Below are 24,026 nucleotides of genomic sequence, written 5' to 3'. Positions count from 1 at the left end.
ATGAGGGGGGCGAGTAAAAATCAAGGAGGCTTTGTTTGATGTATTTTTTGATGAGAAAAACAGGAGTTTTGGTAGTACTATCGCTTATCTTAATTTTTTCTCTATTCCCGCAGTCTTCTCACGCTATGACACCGTGGACTCCCAACACTGTATACAAGGTAGGAGACATGGCTACGTATCAAGGGCAAGATTACAAATGTACATTTGCACATACATCGCTTGTCGGGTGGGAACCGCCCAACGTACCGACACTGTGGCAACTGCAAGGTCCCTCTGCTCCCGATACCATTCCACCTACGTCTCCTACAAATCTTGGTGAAGTAGGGAAGTCGAGTAGCTCGGTTAGCTTATCTTGGTCAGCTTCTACGGATGACAGAGCTGTTCAGGAGTATCTCGTCTACAACGGAGATTCACTCGCTGGTACATCGAGTACCACATCCTATACCGTGACTGGGCTTCTGGCAAATACGACATATACATTTACGATCCAGGCAAAAGATGCCGCAGGCAATGTATCCCCACCCAGCGCCTCGATAACGGTAACCACTTTATCTAAATCCCCAACTGAACCGGCGTCCAAACGAGTTTTGATCGGCTACTGGCATAATTTTGACAATGGTTCTACAGTACTCAAGCTAAGAGATGTTTCGGATAAATACGATGTCATCAATGTTGCATTCGCTGAACCAGTCGGTGGGGATCATGCGACAATGGGATTCGTGCCGTTCAATGCATCCGTTGAGGAATTTAAATCGGATATCGCCTTGTTAAAATCAAAGGGGAAGAAGGTCCTCATCTCGATTGGCGGAGCGAATGGTACAGTAGAGCTGACGACGGAAGCTGCCAAACAAAATTTTATTACCTCGATGACCTCGATCATTCAAACGTATGGATTTGATGGTATGGATATTGATCTGGAAGGAAGCTCCTTGTCGCTAAATGCGGGGGACACTGATTTTAGAAATCCGACAACGCCCAAAATTATAAATTTGATCTCAGCGACTCAAACGATCACGAATACATTTGGCCCATCTTTCATTCTGACAATGGCGCCAGAAACGGCTTATGTCCAAGGAGGCTACGCTTCCTATGGTGGGCCGTGGGGCGCTTATCTGCCTGTGATTCATGCCCTTCGCGATCGAATGAATTATATACACGTCCAACACTATAATTCTGGAGCGCTGGAAGCATTAGATGGTCGTACGTATCAACAAGGAACGGCTGATTTCCAAGTAGCGATGGCAGAAATGTTATTGAAAGGATTCCCGATCGGGCGTAATCCTAACAACATGTTTCCAGCCTTGAGGGAGAACCAAGTCGCTATCGGGCTGCCTTCTGCTCCAAGTGCTGCCGGGGGAGGATATACGTCTCCTGCCGATATCCAGAAAGCTCTTCAATATTTGGTAAAGGGCACGTCTTTTGGAGGAACCTACAAACTCCAAAATCCAGCTGGTTATCCGCAGTTCCAAGGAGTTATGACCTGGTCTATCAACTGGGATGCCAGAAATAACTATTCGTTTGCCAATCATGTTCGCACTTCGCTTGATGCACTGAACCAGTAATGGCTGAACCTTTAAAAAAACCATCCGTGAAAGCGGGGGGGTTTTGGGTGTAAAATAACTCTCTCTTACTGGGGGAGAGATCAGAAAACCTAGATTTCATTTAACGGCTTTGATATTTCATTCCCCACTCACATAACTGTTCCAAAACAACTGATTGAAATCCGCGCCGTCGCATATACCAACTAACTAGGCTGCCGTGGTCAGGCGCAGCAGGTGCGGGGGGCTGAACCGCTTGCAAACGGAAGCTAGTTATGTCAAAGACGTGTGGTCTTGGTTTTAAAAGACCAAGGTACGTATTTTCACAATCACCTTTGGTGATCAAGGGAAATTTGCAAAACCAAAACCCTGTAACGGAATTAATCTGCTGTTACAGGGTTAGGCAATGTCTTCACATTCGTATCACAATTATTGACACATTGACAATTCTCGATATAATAATGCGTATGGATCCAATTGAAATTTTTAAAGCGCTGTCCAACGAGTCTAGACTCCAAATTTTGCATTGGTTAAAAGAGCCCGAAAAACATTTTATACCCCATGAAGGAGTTGATATGAGAAAGATCGGGGTATGCGTCAGTCAAATAACTGAGAAATTGAATATGACCCAATCAACCGCGTCCCAATATTTGTCCATTCTCCAACGCGCTGGGCTGATCAAGACGGAGCGTATTGGAAAATATACGTACTATACCAGGGACGAAGAAAAAATACGTGAAATAGGCGCTTTTTTTAGCAGTCAAATATGAGCGAATATAACTGAATGCTTCATGGAGTATTCAGTTATATTTCGAGTTTCATATCTACATATCTTAATATGTTTAAATTTTAAGGGGTGCTATTCATGTCGAATACATGGAAGGTTTACTTTTTGTCATTGGTCAGTTTTCTGGTGGGTACTTCAGAGTATGTAATCTCTGGCATCCTGGATAAAATCTCGGATACTATGGGCATCTCCATTACAGCGGCAGGACAGCTGGTTACTATATTTTCATTTGTGTATGCCATTTTAACTCCTGTGATGATGGCCATAACGGCGAAAATGGATAGGCGGAGGCTTCTTGTTAGTGCACTAGGAATTTTCGTAGTTGCCAATATACTGTCGTTCGCTCTTCAGGGATTTGAATTCTTTATTATGGCGCGTGTGATCATGGCTGTAGGTGCTGGGATGGTGGTTGTGACTGCTTTAGATATTGCGGCCAAGATCTCTCCTGAAGGCAAGCAGGCGAGTTCAATCGCAACTGTCATTATGGGATTTACAGCATCTTTAATTATCGGAGTTCCCCTTGGACGAATAGCGGCAGCTGCATTTGGTTGGCAATCTGTATTCGGGTTTATTGCAATTGCAGGTCTTTTGGCTATGTTTGTCCTGTCCCGCACAATCCCACGAGTAAAAGGAGATGAACCCGTACCTCTTTCGAAGCAATTAGCACTGTTGAAAAACCCGAAAGTTGGGCTTGGTTTATCGGTTACGTTCTTTTGGCTGGGTGGATACTCTATTGCCTATACTTATATATCTCCTTATCTTCTCGAAGCCGCTGGTATAAGTGAAAATTTGTTGAGTAGCGCTTTATTGGCGTTCGGTTTAGCTAGTCTGGTCGGTTCCAAATTCGGTGGTTACAGTACGGACAAATGGGGAGTATCTTCTACATTACTTGGTGGAATGGTTCTGCACGTTGCAGCTCTCATTTTGCTCTCGATTACCGTCTCTATCTCACATGAACCGTTTACGGTGATCGCGATATTGGTATTATGGTCCTTCGCCGCTTGGTCTTCCGGGCCAACGCAACAGTATAATTTGGTTCGGATTGCACCGAATAATTCTGGGGTAATGCTTGGTCTTAACCAATCCATGATGCAGCTCGCGATGGCGGCAGGGGCTGGAATTGGCGGCATCGCTGTTGATCAAGTATCCTTATCGTCAATTACTTGGTTTGGTATGATTGGCGTGGTGATCGCTATCGTTGCTGCACTGATTTTACATGTGATAGTAAAAGAAAAGGTTAGACATAAACCAGGCACATACGAAACACAGTCCAGCAACCGCTGAACGCCAGTCCTAGAGACACAGGCTCGAGGAACGTATGCGTCGGTGACGCGATGTTAACAGAAGGCCATCCTTTAAGGGTGGCCAGTTGTTTTTAGGAACCAAATCATCTGGTGCGGTTTTCATCTTAACTGACTAACTAAGCACAGCCTGCTTCTGAAACCCACTCATGATTCCAATCAGCATCTCTTTATCCATCTGCAATTCGCCTTGCCCCACTTTTTTCAGCAGTTTCTTGGTGTTGTCATTCGGGAAAGAGATACTTCGCTTCCAATACGAATGGAACAAGCTCATAGAAGCATTAAAAGCTTTCTCTTCTTCGGTTAGCAGCTCGTCTGTTTCAAATGGAACAGGTACTAAGTTCGGAAAGTTCAAGACTTCTTTGATGCAATCGACTACTAATTGTTGGGTAGGTGGAACAGGGTTGGTAGCATGATAGATTTCCTTATGCTCGCCATGAGTGAGCGCAGCGAGCAAGACAGAAGAGACATAATCAACCGGAACGAGGTTCGAATTCACGTCGACATCCACCAAGATTCGGTACTTCTGATTTTCCCAGCCTTCTGTGCGGGACGCTCTTCTTTTCAATACGCGAAGGCCTTTTAATAATCCATACAAGCCAAAATTGGTATCAGCCTCGCCCGTTTTGGAATCGCCGATAATGATCGACGGTCTGACAATGATGGTCTCCATTTTGTCGCTATAGGAAAAGACGAGATGCTCTGCCAAGCATTTTGTCTCTTCATAGTTGTTCACGTAGGAGCGTTCCGGGCTGTACAGCGCTTCTTTTCCTTCTGTTTCGGTGCCGATGGTATAAGCCGTACTTACATAGATAAAGCGGGGGGAGCGAATGGCTTCTGCGAATTGTAACGTATTTTTTGTTCCCACTACATTTACCTCGTACGTCTGCGGTTTCTGAGCGGGATCAAAGGAAAGGTATGCGGCAATATGGTACATCGCCTCTATTTTTTGATTGAGCAGTCCCAGATCATTTTCAGAGACGCCCAAGCCTTTTTTCGAAACATCACCGAGTAAAATATGTACCCGTGCCTGGTGTTCTTCGGCAAAGCTCTGCAACAAATCGCTTGCTTTTTTTTCATTACGAGCGAGTAAGTAAAGGGAATGGCCTTCGTTTAATAGATCTTGGGATAGTTTTTTTCCGAGAAAACCTGTTGCTCCGGTTACAAGGATATTCATATGGTTAACCAGCTCCGTATGTTTGTTAGGGGGAGTTGCTGACATATCAACAATTCATTATATGATGAAAAATACAGCTGTGACGAGTGCGGATGACACGGTATCGTGAACAACGGTGCCTTTTAAACAACTGTTTAACAGTCACTTTGATAGCCATTTGCCTTGCTTTCCCGGTATTTTCCTCTGGAAACAAACTGAAAAAACCTCCTGTGTAGCGGCAGGAGGTTTCTTGCTTACAAGCTATGCAATCCAATCGATGGTAGTTCCAGATGCATGTTGGTTTTCCATTCGCTGTTGCAGGTAAGGTTTTTTCTTTTGCTCATCTAATTGCTTGTCATTAGATGAACGCTCTGTTTGATTAGACTCTTGAGAACTCTCAAGCTTTTTGTCGATCTCGTCAGCCATCTTCAGCAGCTTGCCGTCCAAGCCTTCTGCTTTCCGCTTTAGTTCTTCGGATTTCGTAAAATCTCCGTCCTTTGACGCAGGCTCCCACGCTTTAGCTTCTAATTCCAAGGTAATCTGAGCGCGTTTTACACTGTGTATATTCTTGAGGTCGTGGGTGGCCGTTAAAACAGCATGGAGGGCAGGGGAGGGTTGAAGTGATGACTCGTCTTGGTCGGGGGCGATATCCGAGGATTTCTGTTCCTTGCTCTCTTCATCCGTACCTCTCGCCTTGCGTTGTTCTTCCAACTGAATTCGTTTCATCTGCGTCTCGATTTCCTCGATCTGTTTGTCCATCTCATCCAGTCGTTCTTTCATGACTTTCGGGTCTGTCAGTTTTTCAACCGCATCCGCATAATAGTTGTTCCGTCTCTCCAGCATGGCTTGCTTTTGTTCCATGAGGCTTTGCAGCATCTTATTGGGTGCGTTTTTTCCATTGCTTAGCTGTAGGCCTTGCTGGCTAATTGTTACATGATCCTGCTTTTTGTTGCTGTCATGCTCCAGGGCTTTCGTCTGTAGGTGAATTCCTGGGCTTCTATACTGGACGGACGAGCTTATGACATATCTAGGTGTAACAGACAACATGAATGATGATACCTCCTTTCATAAATCGAATCGTCAACCAAAACGGCAGCCAATCCAGAGTGCGGATTACTGATTTTTGGTTATTATTTGTATCGGATAGAATTTTTCCAAATTTTACTTGTCCAATGCCATGAAGTTTCAAATAGGTACTAACAGGGAAAATATACTTTGCAGAAATGTTCACGTGGAAAAGGTGGGCATAGGTATAAGTCTGACCTGATAGGAACGCGCCTTCTGACGACCGGTGGGGCGTTGTTTGCGTTGCAACTCGTTATTCTACTTCACTAGAGAGGAGTCATTACAGATGATAAAGAAAATGATTACTGGTTATAAAGCATCGCTATCAAAGCAGATCCTGTTTTTACTCGTCCTGCTTATTGTTGTTCCCTCTGTCGTTTTGAGCCTGACTTTAACACAACTGGCGCGCAACCAGTTAGAGCGCGAATTGTTGTCTCAAGTCGAATCGGTTACTACGATGATTACACAAGTACTCAATAACTCGTACGAGGATTATTCTGCTACGATCGATAGCTTTGCGGATGTTCAAGTTCCGCCGGGGCAAAGTGCGGATACGTATATCTATGATCGCATCCGCAACATAGAGAAAGACATTGACAATGTTTTGGCTGCGTTTATGTACTACGACAAACGATATTACAACTCGGCGAAAAAGGAAATTGATCCGACTACCCGTGAATGGTACAAGGAAGCGATGCAGCATAAAGGGCAGGTCGTTGTGACGCCACCTTATATCGACGCGATAAGCGGAAGCTACGTGATTACGTTTGCCAAGACGCTCCCCGATGGGAAAGGAGTAGCAGGAATCGACGTTTCTATCGATCACTTAAACGAGCTGGTAAAGACGTACAAGATCGGAGAAAAGGGATATGTCAGCTTGTTCGATCAGAACAATGTGACAATGTCGCATCCGCGATTCCCGCAGGGCAAGCCGCTTGAAGACGAGCGCTTCCAGGTGATGCGTAATCAGGCGCAGGGTTCTTTCGAAATGGAGGATAACGAGCTTCGTGAATATTACCATTTCAACAAGGAAAATTCACTCGGATTGAACGTTGTCTCCGTGATAGATTGGAATGAAATCAATCAAAAAACGGGGCCACTGATGCGGACCTCATTCTTGTTCATCGTACTGTTGCTTGCGCTCATTGCCCTGTTTGTTTGGATATTCATGAAACGCACAGTGCGACCAATTCTGCAATTGAAGCAACTGACCGACTCAATCGCGCAGGGCGATTTGACGGTCCGGTCCATCCAGAGTGGAAGAACGGATGAGATTGGGCAGCTGCAATCCAACTTTAATACGATGTCGCAATCGTTGTCAGATGTCTTGCGTCAAATTACCGATCATTCCGAGCAAATCTCAGCTTCCTCCCAGCATCTGTCTGCGAATTCGGAGGAGAACGTGCAAACAATTGAACAAGTCGCTGCCTCTATGCAAGAAATAGCGTCCATGTCTTCCGATATGAATCAGAGTATAGATACCGTGAAGCAATCGGCGACGCAAGCGCAACAGGAGCTGGATGACGCCATCCGCATCCTGCGTGAGAGCACGGAAATGTCGCAGGTCATTACAGGTCTGGCTAATACCGGAGAGGAGTCTCTTGGAGCCGCAAGACAACAGGTGAATATGATCGTGGAACATTCTGCCCGTTCTAAGCAGGAGATGGAGGAATTAAAACAGGTTGCTGAAGAAATTAGCGGGGTGACGAATTTCATCCAGGATATCGCCTCTCAGACGAATTTGCTTGCGTTGAATGCTGCTATTGAAGCGGCGCGCGCCGGGCAAGAAGGTCGCGGGTTCGCTGTCGTCGCTGATGAGGTACGCAAGCTGGCTGATCAGACAGGGTCTGCTGCTGAAAAGATCGACAGTCTGATCGGTGAGGTTCAGAATCGCGTGCTTCACATGGTTAGACGCACGGAGGAAGGTGTAGATTCTGCTACAGCGGGAAGCGATTTGACACAATCGGTTGAGCAGCGCTTTACGGAGATGTATGAGGCCATTAACCGCATTGACGCGCATCTCGCGCAAGTAGCCCGCGTTAGCGAACGGTTGATGCAATCAAATACAGCGATGCTGGTAGCCTTTGGTGAATCGAGCTCTATGAGCCAAGCTACAGCACAAGAGGTCGACCAAGTCGCCGCAGCCAGTGAAGAACAGAATGCTTCGATGGAGGAAGTGGCGGCATCGGCAACGCATCTTGCCAACATTGCGGAAGAGTTGCAGTCATTGGTGCAGCGTTTTAAATTGGAGCGTACACAGTAGCTGTAGTGATAGAGAGAAAGAAGACCAACAGATGTTGGTCTTTTTTTGTCCAAGTTGATCCGAGTAGTTATCTAAGTAACGTCAGCGTAACTTCTATCGAATTATCAACAAATGATCGATTTGGACGAGATTTCAAGATGACGGTCAGTCCAATTAACGATACGATAAGCGCTTGTGCAGTAGCTTTCGCGTCTATACCCGAATCGAGTTCACCTGATTGGATACCTCGCTCAATCGTTTCTTGAAAGATGACAGCGAGGTACATTTGGTGTTCCCTTGTCAAAATCTCAAATTTCTCATCATGAGGGGCTAGCTCGACCATGGTATTAATGCAAAAGCATCCTCGGGTGAGACCTTCCGCATATTCCTCGTCGGCTACCTCCCTAAAAAAGTGGCGAAATGCCTCTTTTACAGATGGTTGGTTTTGAAGCTTCGTTCGTATCTCCGAAGCACGAGACATCGTGTATTTGCGTAGTGCGGCTTCGAACAATTCTTTTTTGTCCCCAAAGGTTGAGTAAATACTGGGACGCTGGATGCCCATTCGGGAAGTTAAATCACTTAATGAGGTAGCTTCATACCCCTTCTCCCAAAAAAGCTGCATAGCTGCATCTAGTACTTTTTCTTCGTCAAATTCGCGTGTTCTTGCCATAAAGAGTACCTCTCATTACTCATGTATTCAAATCTATCTATGTATCGGCCAATATTTTGTACTGAATGGTATTTTATATTTTAGTGGTTTTCATCTGCCTTGTCAATTTTAGGCTGGTTTATTCACAACTAAAAAGAATGATGTTGACAGAAAAAGAAATAGTGGGATATATTTACTGGGCATCATAATGTACCGATCAGTATGTTATGATGCTCGGAACGAAAAATGAAAGGAGGTAAGGTGAAGTCAGATGGAGGAAGCTGTTGAAAAAGTAGCGGCTAAAGCCGATAGGAAGGCGGATTCAGTGCAAGGCTCTCCCATGCCTCGCTATGTAACACTATTGTTTGCGGTTGCTTGCGGGATGTCAGTTGCGAATATCTACTTTGCGCAGCCGCTACTTGATCATTTGTCGAGGGAGTTCGGAATTGACTATTCCCTCATTGGGATTCTGATCACCCTTACTCAAATCTTTTATGCAGTAGGACTGTTGTTGCTTGTGCCGCTTGGCGATTTATTGAACCAGCGCCGCTTGATTATTGGTCAGATGTTTTTATCTGTGGTAGCGCTGGTTGTCGTAGGGACTGCTTCCACCAGCACGGTACTATTCGCAGGTATCGCTGCAGTCGGATTGCTTGCCGTTGTGACGCAGACAATTGTTGCTTTTGCGGCGACCATGGCTGCTCCTGCTGAGCGAGGACGAGTGGTTGGAGTCGTTACAAGTGGAATCGTCATTGGCATACTTCTAGCGCGAACCATTGCGGGAGTTTTAACAGATCTTGCGGGGTGGCGTTCCGTATATCTGGTCTCTGCTGCCTTTCTATTGTTACTGGTTTGCGTATTATTTCGGGTATTGCCAAATAGGGTACGAGAGGTAGCGCCGCTATCCTATCTCCAGTTGCTTGGATCGGTACTGATGTTGTTTGTGCAGGAACGGTTATTACGTATTCGCTCTGTTCTGGCTATGCTGATCTTTGCTGCCTTTAGCATTTTGTGGACGCCATTGGTACTGCCTCTGAGTGCGCCGCCACTATCTCTGTCGCACACGGCGATTGGGGCGTTTGGTCTCGCAGGGGTTGCCGGAGCGTTAGCCGCAGCGAGGGCAGGGAAGCTTGCAGATCGGGGTTATGGACAGAGAACGACGGGTTTTGCCTTGAGTCTATTGCTACTATCGTGGCTGCTCATCAGCTATACAGAACAGTCGCTATTTGCCTTGGTGATCGGTATAGTTTTGCTTGATTTGGCGGTACAGGCCGTGCATGTTACGAATCAAAGCATGATCTTCACCTTGGGTGCAGAAGCGCGGAGTCGACTCACGGCGGGCTATATGGTTTTCTACTCGATCGGCTCATCTGCTGGCTCCATTGCCTCGACCTATACATATGCGCATTTTGGCTGGGAGAGAGTATGCTTGCTCGGAGCCTCTGTCAGTGCGCTGGCTCTGGTGTATTGGGCAGTGACGAGACGCGTTTCGGCTAACCCAGGGAAATAGAGTTACTGAAATAGTTCGAAATGGAGATATTTCAAATGAAACTATTCTGGTTCCAGAGCTGTTGACTGATACAAGTTTTGCAAAAGGAGAGATGGTCTGTGGAGATTGGGATTACTTCGTTTGTGGAAACGACACCGGATGTTCAGACAGGTGAGGTGATGAGCCACGCACAGCGATTGCGTGAAGTTGTCGAGGAAATCGTCCTCGCTGATCAGGTTGGACTTGATGTATTTGGCATAGGTGAACATCATCGCAAGGATTATGCTGCTTCTTCTCCAGCTATGGTGCTGGCTGCGGCTGCGCCACTGACAAAAAGGATTCGGCTGACCAGTGCAGTAACAGTGCTTTCTTCGGCTGATCCAGTGCGTGTTTTTCAAGATTTTGCTACACTCGATGGCGTTTCGAATGGACGGGCAGAGATTATGGCGGGACGCGGTTCTTTTATCGAGTCTTTTCCCCTGTTCGGCTATGACTTGAATGACTATGATGAGCTGTTTGAAGAACATTTGGAACTGCTCCTGAAAATACAGGCGTCCGAAAAAGTAACCTGGCGGGGCGGTCATCGGCCAGCTATTCAGAATTTGGGCGTGTATCCACGGCCTGTTCAGAACCCTTTACCCATATGGATTGGGAGCGGGGGCAATCAGGAATCGGTTGTTCGTGCGGGTCTGCTGGGATTGCCGCTGATGCTGGCGATCATTGGTGGGAGTCCGCGGCAGTTTGCGCCACTTGTGCAGCTTTACAAAAAGGTGGCCATGCACGCTGGTCATGACGTATCGCGATTAACAGTTGGGTCCCATTCACTGGGATTTGTTGCAGAAGATACGGAACTGGCGGCAGATACATTCTTTCCTTCTACCCAGGCAGGAATGAATAAAATCGGAAGGGAGCGGGGCTGGGCGCATTATAACCGTGCTACCTTCGATGCCGCACGCAGCTTGGAGGGGGCATTGTATGTGGGTGATCCGGAGACGGTGGCCCAAAAGATCATCCACCTTCGCAAACAGGTAGGCATAACGCGCTTTATGATGTATGTACCGATATCCACGATGCCGCATGATCAGGTAATGAGAGCCATTGAGCTGCTGGGAACAGAGGTAGCGCCTCGGGTGCGAGAGGAAATAACCAAGTGGGAAGCAGAGACAGAGCAAGAATCAACATTGGCTTAATGGAGGGATTCACGTGGACTTTCATCGTCGAGTACTGCCGGAATTAAGGCAAACATTAGCACAATTCCCTGGTTTTCAACTGGAAGAAAATTTGGAGTCGAGCAGGGCCATGCTGAAAAATCCGCCTATTGTGAAGTCGGAGCATGTACGTACCACAAGTCGAATGATTCCAGGCGCAGCAGGAGAGATGCTGGCGAAAATATACGAGCCTGTCAAGCGAACAGGCAGTAAGCTTCCGGCTATGCTGTGGATTCACGGAGGAGGCTATGTGATGGGGCACCCCGATATGGACGACGCTTTATGCGAACGGTTTGTACAAGCGGCTAATTGTGTCGTCGTATCGGTCGATTATCGTCTGGCTCCCGAGCACCCTTATCCAGCTGCCATCCATGACTGTTACGCCGGTTTAACGTGGATGACAGACGAAGCTGAGTCACTCGGCATCGATGTGGATCGGGTTGCGATTGCTGGTGCAAGCGGGGGAGGGGGGCTGACCGCAGCCCTTGCTTTAATGGCTCGCGACAAAGGCGGACCGGCGCTAATCTTCCAGATGCCGTTGTATCCAATGATCGATAACCGTAATCGTACAGCGTCGAGCTATGAAATCGAGGCGGAGAATGCAACCTGGAACCGGACAAACAATTTGGCTGCGTGGAGCATGTACCTGGGCGAAGATGCCGACGACAGTCAGGTATCCGCATATGCGGTGCCATCGAGAGCAGACAGCTTGGAGGGGCTGCCGCCAACTTATACGTGCGTAGGACAGCTCGATCTGTTCCGAGATGAGACGATCGAATATGTGACGCGCCTTGCACAAGCGGGGGTAGACGTAGAATTTCATCTATATCCCGGATGCTACCACTGCTTTGAAGTGTTTGACCCCGAAGCGGAAGTGAGCAAGCGTGCCAGCCAAAGCTATGTGGATGCGATGGCAAGAGCGCTTAATCCGAAATAATCGAGGAGGCAAAAAGCACAACAACCGCTCGAGGGAGGTCTCGGCGATTGTTGTGCTTTTGTATGCTCTTGTAAACGCAATGGCACAGGAATTTTCGGCATCTTCTCATTGAATCGTTCCCTGTTTTTCCTCCATCACATCATTGATTAATATGACGCCATGCGAAAGGGTAGTTCCGCCGCCGAATGCTCCGGCTACTGCTACTGTTTCAGCAATTTCTTTTTGGGAAACTCCATCGTTGAGAGCTGCTTCCAAATGATAGACAATGCAGTGCTCATTTCCGGAGTAAAGGGAGATAGCTAGTGCCTGCAAGTGCTTATGCTTGGATGACAATTCACCGGACGAAAAGCATTGGCTGGTGAATTCATTATATGCTCGCAAGGCCTCTGGCATCAGCTGTCCAAAAGCTTGCAGTCCTTCTCGATACTGTTCGGCCAAATAGTGCTCCATGGTTCCATTTCCTCCTATTTTGAAATCGCTGATAGTATTTCTTTGCTGGGAAATTTTCATACTGCTTATCCTTATAAAAGTAGAATCACATTTAGAATTAATTGATTTGTCATGTATTTTTCTTCTGGTTGAATGCAATCATCATTGATCATCAAGTATTTTCCTTGTAAATATAATTGTAGATATTATAAAAACATATTAAAATATATGAAGTAGTCTACCAATATAGTGTAAGACGAGAGAGGTGAATAATCTTACTAACTAGTAGGAATGCTTGATAAGAAGTGAAGGGATATCTAAGGGGCAGTTTTTCAATCAATAAAACGAGAATGACTAGAAGCTATCCGAAATACCGCCAACAGCAGAGAGGAAGAGGAAGCTTACGTGGGAAACAAGGAACTGAAGAGAGGCCTGGAAGCCCGTCATATTCAGATGATTGCTTTAGGCGGTACGATTGGTGTTGGGCTATTTATGGGGTCTGCCAGCACGATCAAATGGACGGGACCATCCGTCATGCTAGCTTATGCAATTGTAGGAATTTTTATTTTTTTCATCATGCGTGCAATGGGTGAAATGTTGTATTTGGAACCGAGTACTGGTTCATTCGCGACCTTTGGGCATAAGTATATCCATCCGTTAGCAGGTTATATGACGGCTTGGAGTAACTGGTTCCAGTGGGTCGTTGTCGGGATGGCGGAGATCATTGCCGTCGGGACGTATATGAAGTACTGGTTCCCAGATTTGCCGGCTTGGATACCTGGTATTATTGCCATGGTGATACTCGGTATAGCGAACCTGGTTTCTGTGAAGTCATTTGGTGAATTTGAGTTTTGGTTCGCTATGATCAAAATTGTAACGATCGTTTTGATGATTATTGCAGGGTTTGGATTGATTTTCTTTGGCATTGGAAATGATGGAATCGCAATCGGATTATCGAATCTGTGGGAAAATGGCGGATTCTTTACAGGTGGTTGGACAGGCTTTTTCTTTGCCCTTTCCTTGGTGATCGGGGCGTATCAAGGTGTCGAGCTCATCGGGATTACAGCAGGGGAAGCAAAAGACCCGAAAAAGACATTAAGAAGCGCGATCCAAAATATCATTTGGCGCATTTTGATTTTCTATATTGGTGCGATCTTTGTTATTGTAACCGTTTACCCTTGGGATCAATTGCAGGCAATCGGCAGTCCGTTCGTTGCTACTTTTGCGAAAATCGGCATTACCGCAGCGGCAGGTCTTATTAACTTTGTCGTGATCACTGCTGCCATGTCTGGCTGTAATAGCGGGATTTATAGTGCAGGGCGTATGCTGTATACCTTAGGGGTAAATGGCCAAGCCCCGAAAGTATTTACAAAGCTGTCTTCGAATGGTGTACCGTTGTTAGGTACGATTGGTGTTCTGATCGGTCTGGGCATTGGCGTTATCTTAAGCTATATCGCCCCAGAAAATCTCTTTGTTTATGTGTACAGTGCGAGTGTTCTGCCGGGTATGGTTCCGTGGTTTGTCATTTTGATCAGTCAAATCAGATTCCGAAAAGCAAAGGGTGCTGAAATGGACAACCATCCATTCAAAATGCCTTTTGCCCCAGTGACCAACTATTTGACCATTGCTTTTCTCATCATGGTACTTATCGGTATGTGGATCAATGATGAGACACGCGTCTCCCTGATTGCCGGAATTGTCTTCTTGGCGATTGTGGTTATTAGCTTCTTTACACTCGGAATTAACAAGGCTGTACCACTGGATGAGCAATCAAACAAGAAATAACATAAGGGACCAACATTTGTTGGTCCTTTTTTTGTTCATCAAATCGCCTTTGTACGGCATACCTACTTCGTTTATCATTAGGATGACTGGACTGGCTAACCACTTGTGGCCGCCAATGTCCGGGCTCGTCAATGGGTAGACTAAAGCGGGATACTCATTCATGATCTGAGAAAAAAGGAGCATAAGAATGAAACAACGCAACTATACACCGATTATCGTTATTCTCACCATAGCGATTAACACGCTTGTCGCCATCTTGTACTTCATGCCGAAAAACAATGATTTCAGCCATCTCGACCTGACCTTTCTGCCGTTTTTTAATGCGGTCATGAACAGCTTTACCTTTATTTTTTTGATTGCCGCGCTTGTTTCCATCGTGAAGTTCAAAAACGTGAAGATGCATCGAGGATATATTTTTGCAGCCTTTTCCACAACAGCTCTCTTCTTGGTTTCGTATGTGATCTACCACGGAATGGCACCTAGCACTTCCTATGGGGGAGAGGGAATTCTGCGTCCGATTTATTACTTCATCTTGATTACACATATTCTGTTGTCGGCGATTATCGTTCCATTTGCGCTGATAACGACTGCACGTGGACTCAACATGAAAGTGGAAAAACATAAAAAAATCGCCCGCTGGACGATGCCGATGTGGCTGTATGTCAGTGCGACGGGTGTCATTGTTTACCTCATGATTTCTCCGTACTATTAATCAAAAAAAGAGCATTAGCTGCTATAGCTAACGCTCTTTTTTTATGGACGAAGCCTTTATATTTTCGATTCACGTTTCTTAAACCAGCGTTCGATTACCAATCCCAGCGGCTTTGTTTGATTCCGAGATTTACGGCGAGCACAGAAGCAATCGGTTGCTTGATGGGGGCAAGGGAACTTGCCGTGCAGCTGGATTCTGGCTGATAATTCAATTCCTTCGCTTTTTGAATATCAGCTTCGGCTAGATTGTTCGTTTTGTTGGCTTGCTCATAACAGGGCGGTGAAATATACGTCTTCTTCGTGTGCTCCAATATGATTCGTGTATCGGGTGAGGGGCCTGCCTCAACAGGAATGGAAAGCACGCCTGCTACTACGACTACAGCACCAATGCCAATAAGAAGTCCTCGCTTCATCCTATTCACTCCATCTGTTTAGTAAAGGATTGTCCAAATGAGCCGATTTATTGTAACACCTTATTTCCAAGCCAGTAATGGCTCAATGGAGCTATTTACATAAAAAACCACCGCCTCCAATCAGGGACGGTGGTTGGTATATCTAAGAGATCTCTGTGCCGTTTTCATCGACACCCAGAGCTTGTCGTGCCATGATCTTGAACTCTTCCAGCCCTGATTTCAGCGCAAAGGTGGCAAGTGTGACAGGATACGCAGCCGTCATTTCGACGATATGCTCATGCATGCGCGGCCATACACGTCCTCCTGCTTTCTCATACCGTTGGATGAAATCCGCCAAGCCAGTATCTCCGAACAACAGGTAGACAACCGTGAAATCAACAGCAGGATCAGCTACCTCGGCCTCCGTCCAATCCAGGAGCCCTGTTACCTTGCCGTTTTCAGCAACCAGGATATGCCCCGGATGGAGGTCACCATGTACAAGAGCAGAGTGGGCAGGCCAGAATGTGTCATCCGCAAGCCATTTTTGCCACCGATCCCATAGCGCCCCAGAAACGCCAAAGACGCGTTTGACTTCATTCATCTTTTCTCGAAGGCTTGCTCGTGATTCGCTAGGCTGCTTGACGCGGATACCAGCATCTCGAGCGAGATCATGATGAATACCGTGTAATGCGACCAATGCTTCCGCCCATGTTTGGATACACAATTCAGGTAGTGATTCAGGATTCAAATACCACTCATAACTTTTTGTTTCCATATTAATCGTCGCCAATGGTGTGCCACCCAGGATCGGATAAGCGATGAATTCAGAGGTGTGAACCTGCCAATCCGGCACTTCCACACGTAGATGATTTGCAACGAGATCTAACACCTTTTTCTCATAACGGGCTGTCTCCACGACATCGTCCCGGCGCGGTTGGCGCAATACCCATGGAACACCATCTATCGTACTTGCAAAAATAGCAAGGAAGTCTAAGCCGGATTCATTCACCTTCACGGTAGTTGGGTCTACAAGGATTCCGTTGTTTTTCGCGATTGCAAGCATTTGCTCCACATTGTTTTTTGACATAACAAAAACACCTCATTCATGAATAGTTAAAATCAATCCAAACAAAAATAAACCCATACCATTCCGTTTTTAAAAATGGCTGAGCCTAATGGGGTCTTGTCGATTTTAACGAAGTCTCATGAATGCGATGCCCATTGCAATGTCCATCATCGTAACCTCCTATAATTGAAAACAAAGATAGTGTACCATGGATTCTATCAAATAGCGATGAGGAGATTAGCGATGACGAAATTGATTTCTTGGAATGTAAATGGACTTCGCGCATGTGTAAACAAAGGTTTCTATGAATACTTCAAAGAAGTGAACGCCGATATATTTTGCTTGCAGGAAACGAAGCTGCAAGAAGGTCAAATCGAGATGGAGATCGGCGAGGAGTATCATCAATATTGGAACTACGCGGAGAAGAAGGGTTACTCCGGAACGGCTGTTTTTACAAAAATGGAACCACTATCTGTGCGCTATGGCTTGGAAGAAGACCATGAGCCTGAGGGACGAACCATTACGCTGGAGTTCCAGGATTTTTACCTGGTCACCGTATATACCCCGAATGCGAAGCGTGATCTATCAAGATTGGATTATCGGCTGGAATGGGAGGATCGGTTTCGGAATTACTTGTTGCAGCTAGATGCGAAGAAGCCCGTTGTGGTTTGTGGGGACCTGAATGTCGCCCATCAAGAGATTGATTTGAAAAATGCGAAGTCCAATCGCGGTAATTCTGGGTTTACTCCTGAAGAGCGTGAGAAGATGACGAGCTTGCTGGCAGCCGGGTTTGTGGATACCTATCGATATTTTTATCCGGATGAAACAGATGCCTATACATGGTGGTCTTTCATGCCGAAAGTGAGAGAGCGGAATATCGGGTGGCGCATTGATTATTTTCTCGCGTCTGAGAGATTGGCTCCATCGTTGCTCGGGGCGGGAATTGACTCACAGGTGATGGGGAGCGATCATTGTCCGGTCGTGTTGGAGCTGGGGACCATTGAGTGAGTATGCAATGCCTGTAATCAGCAATTGTGAGGGTGAGTGACCTGAAATAGCAAAACTGCCTATAATCAAACAATTAAGACGAAATCGGATATAAGCGAACGTTGATGTCAAGGGGCGGGGTTTCGTACAATGAAAACGTAAGACTTCTAATGAAGAGGGGATAGGATATTGCTAACCATGAATTTGTTACTAATTGCTTTTCTGATTTTTGCTACCGCTTTTTTTGTGGCAACTGAATTTGCAATTGTAAAGCTTCGCCCGAGCCGTGTAGACCAATTGGTCATGGAAGGGAGAAAGAATGCTTTTGCTGTTCAGAAAGTAGTTAGTAACCTGGATGGATATTTGTCAGCGTGTCAGTTGGGCATTACGTTGACAGCCATTGGCTTGGGGGTATTGGGGAAACCGACGATTGAAAGCATCATTAGCCCGTTTCTTACGCCGTTTTTACCCGAACAAGTCGTGGCAGTTCTGTCGTTTGTGATTGCTTACTCGCTCGTTACGTTTCTCCATGTGGTTGTCGGGGAACTGGCACCGAAAACAGTGGCGATCCAAAAAGCAGAAGCGGTTAGCTTACTTTGTGCGAAACCCATTATTTGGTTCTACAAATTGATGTACCCTGCGATCTGGGTGCTGAATGGCTCTGCTGCTCTGCTTGTGCGTTCATTTGGTATGAAACCGACCAAGGAGCACGAAGAAAGTCACTCAGAGGAAGAGCTGCGAATCATTTTGACGGAAAGCTATGAGAGCGGCAAAATTAATCAGTCTGAGTATGGATACGTTAGCAATATCTTTGCTTTTGACGAGATGCTTGCCCGCGAGATTATGGTCCCCCGGACAGATATGAGCTGCTTGCACAAAGAATATACCCTTGAGCAAAACCTGCGAATCATGAAAGAAGAGCAGTATACCCGTTTCCCGGTTATATCGCAGAATAAAGATCATATTATCGGGATGATTAACACGAAAGAGTTCTTTCTGAATTATGCCGATGATCCGAATTTGGATATTTCCAAGCTCATCCGACCGTTTTTGATGGTTTCAGAGGCGACTCCTGTAAAAGACCTTTTGAAAAAAATGCAGAAACAAAGAACGCATATCGCGATCCTGGTGGACGAATATGGCGGAACCTCCGGAATGGTTACGATCGAAGATATCTTGGAGGAAATTGTAGGGGAGATTCGTGATGAGTTTGACGCGGAGGAAAAAGCCGAGATCGAAATTGTGGAAGAGAATAGCCATGTGATTGTGGACGGAAAGGTACTTCTCTCCGAGGTTAACGACTTGCTCAACGCCAATATTAATGAAGAAGAACTCGATACCATCGGGGGCTGGCTATACAGTCAAAATCCGACGCTCAAAGAAGGTATCCAATGGCAATACGATGATCTTGTCTTTACGATCCGAAAGAAAGACAAGCATCGCATACGGAAAATGGAGATTCAAAAAGCAGCAGAGGCTCCAGCTCGTGAGCTGCAGGATGTAACGTAATCATATGACAGAAGGTAAAGAAACGGGGCCGATTGATGCGGTCCCGTTTCTTTTGTGACATTATATATAAACAATGTTGTACGTAGGCTTCGTTACGCCGTTCGCGTACTGTTTCATGTCTACTAACTCGAGTTTGAGACGTGGCTTCGCACTTCCAAATAGCGGGACACCTTCACCGACCATCACCGGATTCACTTTCAGCACTAATTGATCAATCAGTTGGTGTGCCAGTAACGCTCCTGCCAACTCACCCCCTCCACATAGCCACAGCTTGCCTTTTTCTTGCTGTTTGAGATTTTTGATAAATTCAACGGCGTCGCCTTTGACCAGCTCGACTTCTGGATTGGATTCAAACTGCATGGAGTTTGAGAAAATATAATGCTTGATTCCCTTATAACCTGGTTCGCCCGGCTTGGCACCGAATTTAAACCCAAACTCGTAGGTTTTGGCCCCCATCAGGACAGCATCATATTCCTGAATTTCAGATAAAAAGTCCGGTACATGTTCTCCCTCAAATAAAAAGAGAGTGCTGTCGATATTTCCGTCCATCATGGCTTGATCAGCAATGAAATTATCTAGCGAAACGGCAACGTGATACGTTAAGGTAGCCATTCAGAGATCCCTCCTTTTTCGTAGTTCCATTTTATGTGAAACTAGCTGGGATTTGAACACACGAGAATTGACATAGTCGTAGATTATCGTTTATTTTAATAGTTAAGTTAACTTAATTATTGGTGGTGGTTAAATGAATGAGGAGCTCGTCGCTTTTGTCCGGGAGCTAAACGAAATCGAGTATGCTTGTCAGGTGATGCTGACGCAAGAATACGCGGATGTGCTGGATGAGACGATTACGAATAGCCAGATCATCATGATTAACTTGCTGCATGAACGAGGTCGACTGCTCACTGGGGAATTGGCAAAGCAAATGGACATCACGGCAAGTGCAGTCAGCCAAATGCTGAACAAGATGGAAAAGCGCCAGTTAGTCAAACGTTCGATTAACCCCGGGAATCGCCGGGAAATTTTTGTGGAGCTGGATAATGCCGGAGTGAACTATATCGAAACAAGCCGCAAGATTGAATTGTCGATCATAGAGCGCTTCTATTCCAAGCTTCCTTACGAAGATTTGGTAGCGCTAAAGGAAATAATGTTGAAGTTCCGGAGAATTATTGAGGAAGAGCAGACGCGAAAGACAGATGAATAATTACGAAACAAGGGTGAGCGGCTGGGACCCTGGAGACGGGCGAATGTCCTGGCTAACCTGCGCCTTATATTTAAGTTTAATTAAATATTAATTTGCATAAAACATTTGTCTGAAGGAGGCAGCATCCATATGCGGATTTTTGAAGTTGTGTTTGTCATTTTGGCCATAGGCTTATTGTGGTACTTAATTTGGTCTCGGAAAGCCCCAGGGCGGCTAGTTCTATGGGGAATGCCTATTTTGCTGGTCGTTACAGGGCTGTTTCACCTAATTTTTGAAAAGGCGCGCTGGCAAATGGGTCCAGCCTATTTGGTTGCACTAATGGTCCTATGCATGTTCGGAGTCAGGACTTACCGGAACACGATAAGGGATAGGGAATGGAAGAAATCTATTTTACTCAGTGTGCCGGCTTTTCTGCTCAGTGCACTCGCCATTTGCCTGCCATTTATGTTACCTATCTTTTCCTTTGAGAGACCAACTGGCGCTTATCGAGTAGGAACGGTTACCTACACATGGTCGGACAACTCTCGCATAGGGAGTGACGGGACTTCCAGAAAGATCAATGTGCAGATCTGGTATCCAGCTGATTCGTCATCTTCTGCTACTCCGGGTAAATACATTTCCAATCTGCCGGCGTTTGCCAAAGCTATCGAGGAACGATACGGATTTTCTGGGAAAGTATTGAGTTACCTCGAACAGGTGGAGACGCATACTTACGCGGGAACTTCCTTCGCCTCAGACTTAAAAGAAGCACCAATCATTTTCTTATCGCACGGGAATATGCTAGGTAGCCGCTTCACGAATACGTTTCAAGCGATTGAATTAGCCAGCCACGGTTATATTGTAGCGGCGGTCGAGCATCCTGGGACGGCGATAATCTCTGTTTATCCAGATGGCAGCTATGCTCCTTTCATAGACACGAGCTCTCATCTCCCTATGGAATACGACGTACAGAATCATGCTTCTATTCCGGTTATCGAGGAGCAGACGCAGGATATCGAATTTGCCCTTCAGCAGCTTATGGACATGAGTGAAAGGGTAACGGAGAGTCCGTTTGCCCATCGAGCTGACTTTTCTAATGTTGGCATTATCGGTCACTCCTTTGGGGGTGCAACTGCGGTGGATGTTCTATACAAGAATCCTGTATTTAAAGCAGGTATTAATATGGATGGCTACTTGTATGGTGAGGATCGTGACAAACCTTTAACGAAACCGCTGATGATTATGAACGGAGGCTTCAAATTACCAGAACTGGAGGATTCGCCGGAGATGAAACTAGCCGAAGAAGGGCGGCGAGAGCGAGTATTAGCTCAATCAGGTGTGGAGTTGGATATCTGGCAGGCGGGGCATCTCAGCTTTACCGATTTTCCTCTGTATTCACCACTGATGGAAGCACTTAGTCCTGAAGTGCGGCGCAATCACACCATTATTAACGAAGTATCGCTAGCCTTCATGGATCGGAATCTTAAGAGTGATCCAAATGCTTCCTATTTAGATGTTGTGGGGCGCTATCCAGATGTTACGATAAGGATGAAGTAATGAAGGGGCACCATTAATAGGTGTCCCTCTACTTCGAAATTTTCAGTTTGTCGCCAACAATTCTTTTAAGCTGTTATCAATAAACGCGGTATCGACAGGGTTAAGTCCAAACCCAGCCAAGTGTCCCCAGATTGATTCAATTGGCTTAAAGGTAGCGTTAGGGATGTGCTTCGTCTCATATTCACTGTCTTCTGGCGTGAAATACAGATCAGTCCGTACAGGCATCACAACCGTTCGCGCCCGGATGCTTCGTAACGCCGCCTCAAAGTCTCCCTTGTACTTATCATTTTGGCTAATGTCGGCATGCTGCCACGTCCACATCATCGCCAGCAAATCGTTTGCATCCGAAGGAACAAAGCTTTCCTCCCAAAATCCCGAGATAAATTCGGAAAGAGTCTTATAGCCCAAAGCTTTATAGCATTCCTCGCGGTAAAATGGCTGTGAAAACCCCCAACTCGCATAAACGCGCCCCAAGGTACGTAAGCCAACCTCGGGAGATTCCGTATACTGCCCATTATTCCAAGCTGCATCGGCCAGTAATGCTGCTCGGATGCCTTCGATCAAGACGATGTTATGCGGCCATGTTTTTGCGGTTCCGGCAAAAGGAGCCAATCTTTCGACCATATCTGGGTAAATCGCCGCCCAATGAAAAGCCTGGATGGCCCCCATCGACCAGCCGGTTGCCAAAGCAATTTTTTCAATGCCAAATCTTTCCGTAATGAGTCGATGCTGAAGAGCGACATTATCGTAGATCGTAACGTGTGGAAAATGGGCCCGATCATACGGGTTGGCTGTGTTGCTCGGGGAGGACGATAGCCCGTTGCCGAGCATATTAGGAATGATGATAAAATATTGATTCGGGTTCAAAGCCTTATCTTCCCCGATGAGCCATTCGTTTTGGTAATGCTGGTCTCCAAACGATGTAGGAAATATAATGACGTTATCCTTGGTGGCGTTGAGTGTGCCATAGGTTTTGTAAGCAATAAATGCATGAGGTAGTGTCACTCCTGACTGCAAGCGGACATCTCCCAAGTGAAAAATGTCGTAATCCATCTCGCATGGCTCCTTTGTAAGCATGATTTTTTTCAACTATAAACGTTCCCGTACAGGGGAAAGTCAAGGGAATGATAGATTGGGGTTTTTCCATGTTTAAGATCAGTGAATTTTCCCGATTGAGCAGAGTGTCCTTAAAGACGCTTCGTTTTTATGACCAAATTGGCATTTTGAAGCCAGCGGATATCGACAAAGAAACTGGCTATCGGTTTTATGCAGCAGAGCAATTGGTTACGCTGAATCGAATCCTCATGTACAAGGACTTGGGATTTACGTTGCAACAAATTCAGCAATTGCTGCATGAAGAGATGTCCCCGGAGCAACTACAAGGTATATTCAGGCAAAAAGAAAGAGCAATGGAACAGTTGCTTGAGGAGGAGCAAGCACGATTGAATCGAATCAAGGAGCGTCTGCTGTCGATCGAACAAAAGGGGTATGTAGCACAAGAGGTTGTCTTTAAACGAGTCGAAGCCCAAAAAGTTGTCTCGTTTCGTTCAGAAGGTACGGTAGAAGAGATTCCGATGCTTTTCGAGCGGCTGTCTCAACATGCAGGCAAGCAGCAGAGAAGGATGCTTTCTCCCATCGTTTTGTGGAAGGAGTCGGAGCGAGACGAGACGGCATTCGAATTGGAGATCGGCTATGTACTCAAGCAGGACATTCCCTTGCCATCCGATATGCTGGAAATACGTATGCTGCCAGAGGAGCCGATGATGGCCACCCTGGTCCAACGTGTAGAGCCATTCGTTCCTTCTACGGCCTGTATTGACTTGGCAAAATGGATAGAGCGCAATCAATACCGGATCAAAAAAGATCAGCCAGGCAGAGAAAACTATCTGCAATCCCCACTTGGGGGCGATACGTATGTAGAAGTGCAAATTCCCATAGAATTTCCATAAAAAAGGCCAGTACCCGTATAGACGACGAGGTACTGCTTTTTGCTTGTGTTCATTTGACGCTGGTGGAAGGCGGGTAGTACAGTAAT

The 24,026-nt window shown here is 46.1% G+C and carries 22 protein-coding genes; 14 read left to right on the top strand and 8 right to left on the bottom strand.

The window, feature by feature from the left end; translation table 11 throughout:
- The first annotated feature begins 38 nt into the window (after nucleotides 1-38).
- From M3630_RS26460 to M3630_RS26450, 3 genes are all read left to right on the top strand, one after another.
- Nucleotides 39-1,562: a chitinase gene (locus tag M3630_RS26460; protein ID WP_251254073.1), complete on the top strand. Its 1,524-nt coding sequence runs from the start codon at nucleotides 39-41 to the stop codon at nucleotides 1,560-1,562.
- Nucleotides 1,563-2,005: 443 nt separating this feature from the next.
- Complete coding sequence (locus tag M3630_RS26455) at nucleotides 2,006-2,308, top strand: ArsR/SmtB family transcription factor (protein WP_064203332.1); 303 nt, start codon at nucleotides 2,006-2,008, stop codon at nucleotides 2,306-2,308.
- 95 nt (nucleotides 2,309-2,403) lie between these two features.
- A complete protein-coding gene (locus M3630_RS26450) occupies nucleotides 2,404-3,609 on the top strand; it encodes an MFS transporter (RefSeq protein ID WP_251254072.1) in 1,206 nt (401 codons plus the stop codon).
- 132 nt (nucleotides 3,610-3,741) lie between these two features.
- Here the strand turns inward: M3630_RS26450 and M3630_RS26445 are convergent, their stop codons facing one another.
- Both M3630_RS26445 and M3630_RS26440 read right to left on the bottom strand, forming a co-directional pair.
- Nucleotides 3,742-4,803, bottom strand: coding sequence for an SDR family oxidoreductase (locus M3630_RS26445; protein ID WP_251254071.1), 1,062 nt, complete (start codon nucleotides 4,801-4,803; stop codon nucleotides 3,742-3,744).
- A gap of 240 nt (nucleotides 4,804-5,043) precedes the next feature.
- Nucleotides 5,044-5,829: a hypothetical protein gene (locus tag M3630_RS26440; protein WP_251254070.1), complete on the bottom strand. Its 786-nt coding sequence runs from the start codon at nucleotides 5,827-5,829 to the stop codon at nucleotides 5,044-5,046.
- A 304-nt stretch (nucleotides 5,830-6,133) separates the two neighbouring features.
- Here M3630_RS26440 and M3630_RS26435 point away from each other — a divergent pair, with 304 nt between their 5' ends.
- Nucleotides 6,134-8,110, top strand: a complete 1,977-nt coding sequence (locus tag M3630_RS26435; protein ID WP_251254069.1) for a methyl-accepting chemotaxis protein — start codon at nucleotides 6,134-6,136, stop codon at nucleotides 8,108-8,110.
- Nucleotides 8,111-8,177: 67 nt separating this feature from the next.
- Here the strand turns inward: M3630_RS26435 and M3630_RS26430 are convergent, their stop codons facing one another.
- Nucleotides 8,178-8,759, bottom strand: a complete 582-nt coding sequence (locus tag M3630_RS26430; RefSeq protein ID WP_251254068.1) for a TetR/AcrR family transcriptional regulator — start codon at nucleotides 8,757-8,759, stop codon at nucleotides 8,178-8,180.
- Nucleotides 8,760-9,009: 250 nt separating this feature from the next.
- Between M3630_RS26430 and M3630_RS26425 the strand changes: the two genes are divergently transcribed.
- The 3 genes from M3630_RS26425 (at nucleotide 9,010) to M3630_RS26415 (ending at nucleotide 12,372) form a co-directional block, all read left to right on the top strand.
- Nucleotides 9,010-10,248 carry an MFS transporter gene (locus M3630_RS26425; RefSeq protein WP_483298479.1) on the top strand — a complete coding sequence of 413 codons (1,239 nt, stop codon included), beginning with the start codon at nucleotides 9,010-9,012 and terminating at the stop codon, nucleotides 10,246-10,248.
- Between the two features lie 98 nt (nucleotides 10,249-10,346).
- On the top strand, nucleotides 10,347-11,417 hold the full coding sequence (locus M3630_RS26420) for an LLM class flavin-dependent oxidoreductase (RefSeq protein ID WP_251254067.1): 1,071 nt from the start codon (nucleotides 10,347-10,349) through the stop codon (nucleotides 11,415-11,417).
- Between the two features lie 13 nt (nucleotides 11,418-11,430).
- Nucleotides 11,431-12,372, top strand: coding sequence for an alpha/beta hydrolase (locus M3630_RS26415; protein WP_251254066.1), 942 nt, complete (start codon nucleotides 11,431-11,433; stop codon nucleotides 12,370-12,372).
- A 105-nt stretch (nucleotides 12,373-12,477) separates the two neighbouring features.
- Here M3630_RS26415 and M3630_RS26410 read toward each other — a convergent pair whose 3' ends face one another.
- Nucleotides 12,478-12,822, bottom strand: a complete 345-nt coding sequence (locus tag M3630_RS26410) for a carboxymuconolactone decarboxylase family protein (protein WP_012684054.1) — start codon at nucleotides 12,820-12,822, stop codon at nucleotides 12,478-12,480.
- Between the two features lie 384 nt (nucleotides 12,823-13,206).
- On the opposite strand from M3630_RS26410, the gene M3630_RS26405 reads away from it, so the two are divergent.
- Nucleotides 13,207-14,586 (top strand): amino acid permease, encoded by a 1,380-nt coding sequence (locus tag M3630_RS26405; RefSeq protein WP_221867427.1) that lies wholly within the window; start codon nucleotides 13,207-13,209, stop codon nucleotides 14,584-14,586.
- A 187-nt stretch (nucleotides 14,587-14,773) separates the two neighbouring features.
- Complete coding sequence (locus M3630_RS26400) at nucleotides 14,774-15,298, top strand: DUF420 domain-containing protein (protein WP_232774528.1); 525 nt, start codon at nucleotides 14,774-14,776, stop codon at nucleotides 15,296-15,298.
- Nucleotides 15,299-15,392: 94 nt separating this feature from the next.
- On the opposite strand, the gene M3630_RS26395 is transcribed toward M3630_RS26400, so the two are convergent.
- Both M3630_RS26395 and mphJ read right to left on the bottom strand, forming a co-directional pair.
- Nucleotides 15,393-15,710, bottom strand: a complete 318-nt coding sequence (locus M3630_RS26395; RefSeq protein ID WP_251254065.1) for a hypothetical protein — start codon at nucleotides 15,708-15,710, stop codon at nucleotides 15,393-15,395.
- A 142-nt stretch (nucleotides 15,711-15,852) separates the two neighbouring features.
- The gene (mphJ, locus tag M3630_RS26390; protein ID WP_251254064.1) at nucleotides 15,853-16,776 is read right to left on the bottom strand and encodes a macrolide 2'-phosphotransferase MphJ; all 924 of its coding nucleotides are present in this window, start codon (nucleotides 16,774-16,776) and stop codon (nucleotides 15,853-15,855) included.
- 222 nt (nucleotides 16,777-16,998) lie between these two features.
- Here mphJ and M3630_RS26385 point away from each other — a divergent pair, with 222 nt between their 5' ends.
- Both M3630_RS26385 and M3630_RS26380 read left to right on the top strand, forming a co-directional pair.
- The gene (locus M3630_RS26385; RefSeq protein WP_251254063.1) at nucleotides 16,999-17,763 is read left to right on the top strand and encodes an exodeoxyribonuclease III; all 765 of its coding nucleotides are present in this window, start codon (nucleotides 16,999-17,001) and stop codon (nucleotides 17,761-17,763) included.
- 168 nt (nucleotides 17,764-17,931) lie between these two features.
- Complete coding sequence (locus M3630_RS26380; RefSeq protein ID WP_173612429.1) at nucleotides 17,932-19,251, top strand: hemolysin family protein; 1,320 nt, start codon at nucleotides 17,932-17,934, stop codon at nucleotides 19,249-19,251.
- 60 nt (nucleotides 19,252-19,311) lie between these two features.
- On the opposite strand, the gene M3630_RS26375 is transcribed toward M3630_RS26380, so the two are convergent.
- Nucleotides 19,312-19,863, bottom strand: coding sequence for a dihydrofolate reductase family protein (locus tag M3630_RS26375; protein WP_251254062.1), 552 nt, complete (start codon nucleotides 19,861-19,863; stop codon nucleotides 19,312-19,314).
- Between the two features lie 133 nt (nucleotides 19,864-19,996).
- Between M3630_RS26375 and M3630_RS26370 the strand changes: the two genes are divergently transcribed.
- Both M3630_RS26370 and M3630_RS26365 read left to right on the top strand, forming a co-directional pair.
- Entirely contained in the window at nucleotides 19,997-20,455 is a 459-nt protein-coding gene (locus tag M3630_RS26370) for a MarR family winged helix-turn-helix transcriptional regulator (RefSeq protein WP_251254061.1), read from the top strand.
- Between the two features lie 129 nt (nucleotides 20,456-20,584).
- A complete protein-coding gene (locus M3630_RS26365; protein ID WP_251254060.1) occupies nucleotides 20,585-21,991 on the top strand; it encodes an alpha/beta hydrolase family protein in 1,407 nt (468 codons plus the stop codon).
- A 42-nt stretch (nucleotides 21,992-22,033) separates the two neighbouring features.
- Here M3630_RS26365 and M3630_RS26360 read toward each other — a convergent pair whose 3' ends face one another.
- Nucleotides 22,034-23,044, bottom strand: a complete 1,011-nt coding sequence (locus M3630_RS26360) for an alpha/beta fold hydrolase (RefSeq protein WP_251254059.1) — start codon at nucleotides 23,042-23,044, stop codon at nucleotides 22,034-22,036.
- Between the two features lie 92 nt (nucleotides 23,045-23,136).
- Here M3630_RS26360 and M3630_RS26355 point away from each other — a divergent pair, with 92 nt between their 5' ends.
- A complete protein-coding gene (locus M3630_RS26355) occupies nucleotides 23,137-23,940 on the top strand; it encodes a MerR family transcriptional regulator (protein WP_251254058.1) in 804 nt (267 codons plus the stop codon).
- Nucleotides 23,941-24,026 lie beyond the last annotated feature (86 nt).

The organism is Brevibacillus sp. MER 51, from assembly GCF_023714195.1.
In the GTDB taxonomy this organism is placed as follows: Bacteria; Bacillota; Bacilli; order Brevibacillales; family Brevibacillaceae; genus Brevibacillus.
This window is presented reverse-complemented; position numbering and strand designations above follow the sequence as displayed.

Coding starts and splice junctions, on each gene's coding strand:
- M3630_RS26395 (WP_251254065.1), bottom strand. CDS start 15,710: ATGAAGCGAGGACTTCTTATTGGCATTGGTGCTGTAGTCGTAGTAGCA.
- M3630_RS26385 (WP_251254063.1), top strand. CDS start 16,999: ATGACGAAATTGATTTCTTGGAATGTAAATGGACTTCGCGCATGTGTA.
- M3630_RS26460 (WP_251254073.1), top strand. CDS start 39: ATGTATTTTTTGATGAGAAAAACAGGAGTTTTGGTAGTACTATCGCTT.
- M3630_RS26445 (WP_251254071.1), bottom strand. CDS start 4,803: ATGAATATCCTTGTAACCGGAGCAACAGGTTTTCTCGGAAAAAAACTA.
- M3630_RS26410 (WP_012684054.1), bottom strand. CDS start 12,822: ATGGAGCACTATTTGGCCGAACAGTATCGAGAAGGACTGCAAGCTTTT.
- M3630_RS26400 (WP_232774528.1), top strand. CDS start 14,774: ATGAAACAACGCAACTATACACCGATTATCGTTATTCTCACCATAGCG.
- M3630_RS26455 (WP_064203332.1), top strand. CDS start 2,006: ATGGATCCAATTGAAATTTTTAAAGCGCTGTCCAACGAGTCTAGACTC.
- mphJ (WP_251254064.1), bottom strand. CDS start 16,776: ATGTCAAAAAACAATGTGGAGCAAATGCTTGCAATCGCGAAAAACAAC.
- M3630_RS26450 (WP_251254072.1), top strand. CDS start 2,404: ATGTCGAATACATGGAAGGTTTACTTTTTGTCATTGGTCAGTTTTCTG.
- M3630_RS26355 (WP_251254058.1), top strand. CDS start 23,137: ATGTTTAAGATCAGTGAATTTTCCCGATTGAGCAGAGTGTCCTTAAAG.
- M3630_RS26370 (WP_251254061.1), top strand. CDS start 19,997: ATGAATGAGGAGCTCGTCGCTTTTGTCCGGGAGCTAAACGAAATCGAG.
- M3630_RS26360 (WP_251254059.1), bottom strand. CDS start 23,044: ATGGATTACGACATTTTTCACTTGGGAGATGTCCGCTTGCAGTCAGGA.
- M3630_RS26430 (WP_251254068.1), bottom strand. CDS start 8,759: ATGGCAAGAACACGCGAATTTGACGAAGAAAAAGTACTAGATGCAGCT.
- M3630_RS26365 (WP_251254060.1), top strand. CDS start 20,585: ATGCGGATTTTTGAAGTTGTGTTTGTCATTTTGGCCATAGGCTTATTG.
- M3630_RS26435 (WP_251254069.1), top strand. CDS start 6,134: ATGATAAAGAAAATGATTACTGGTTATAAAGCATCGCTATCAAAGCAG.
- M3630_RS26375 (WP_251254062.1), bottom strand. CDS start 19,863: ATGGCTACCTTAACGTATCACGTTGCCGTTTCGCTAGATAATTTCATT.
- M3630_RS26440 (WP_251254070.1), bottom strand. CDS start 5,829: ATGTTGTCTGTTACACCTAGATATGTCATAAGCTCGTCCGTCCAGTAT.
- M3630_RS26425 (WP_483298479.1), top strand. CDS start 9,010: ATGGAGGAAGCTGTTGAAAAAGTAGCGGCTAAAGCCGATAGGAAGGCG.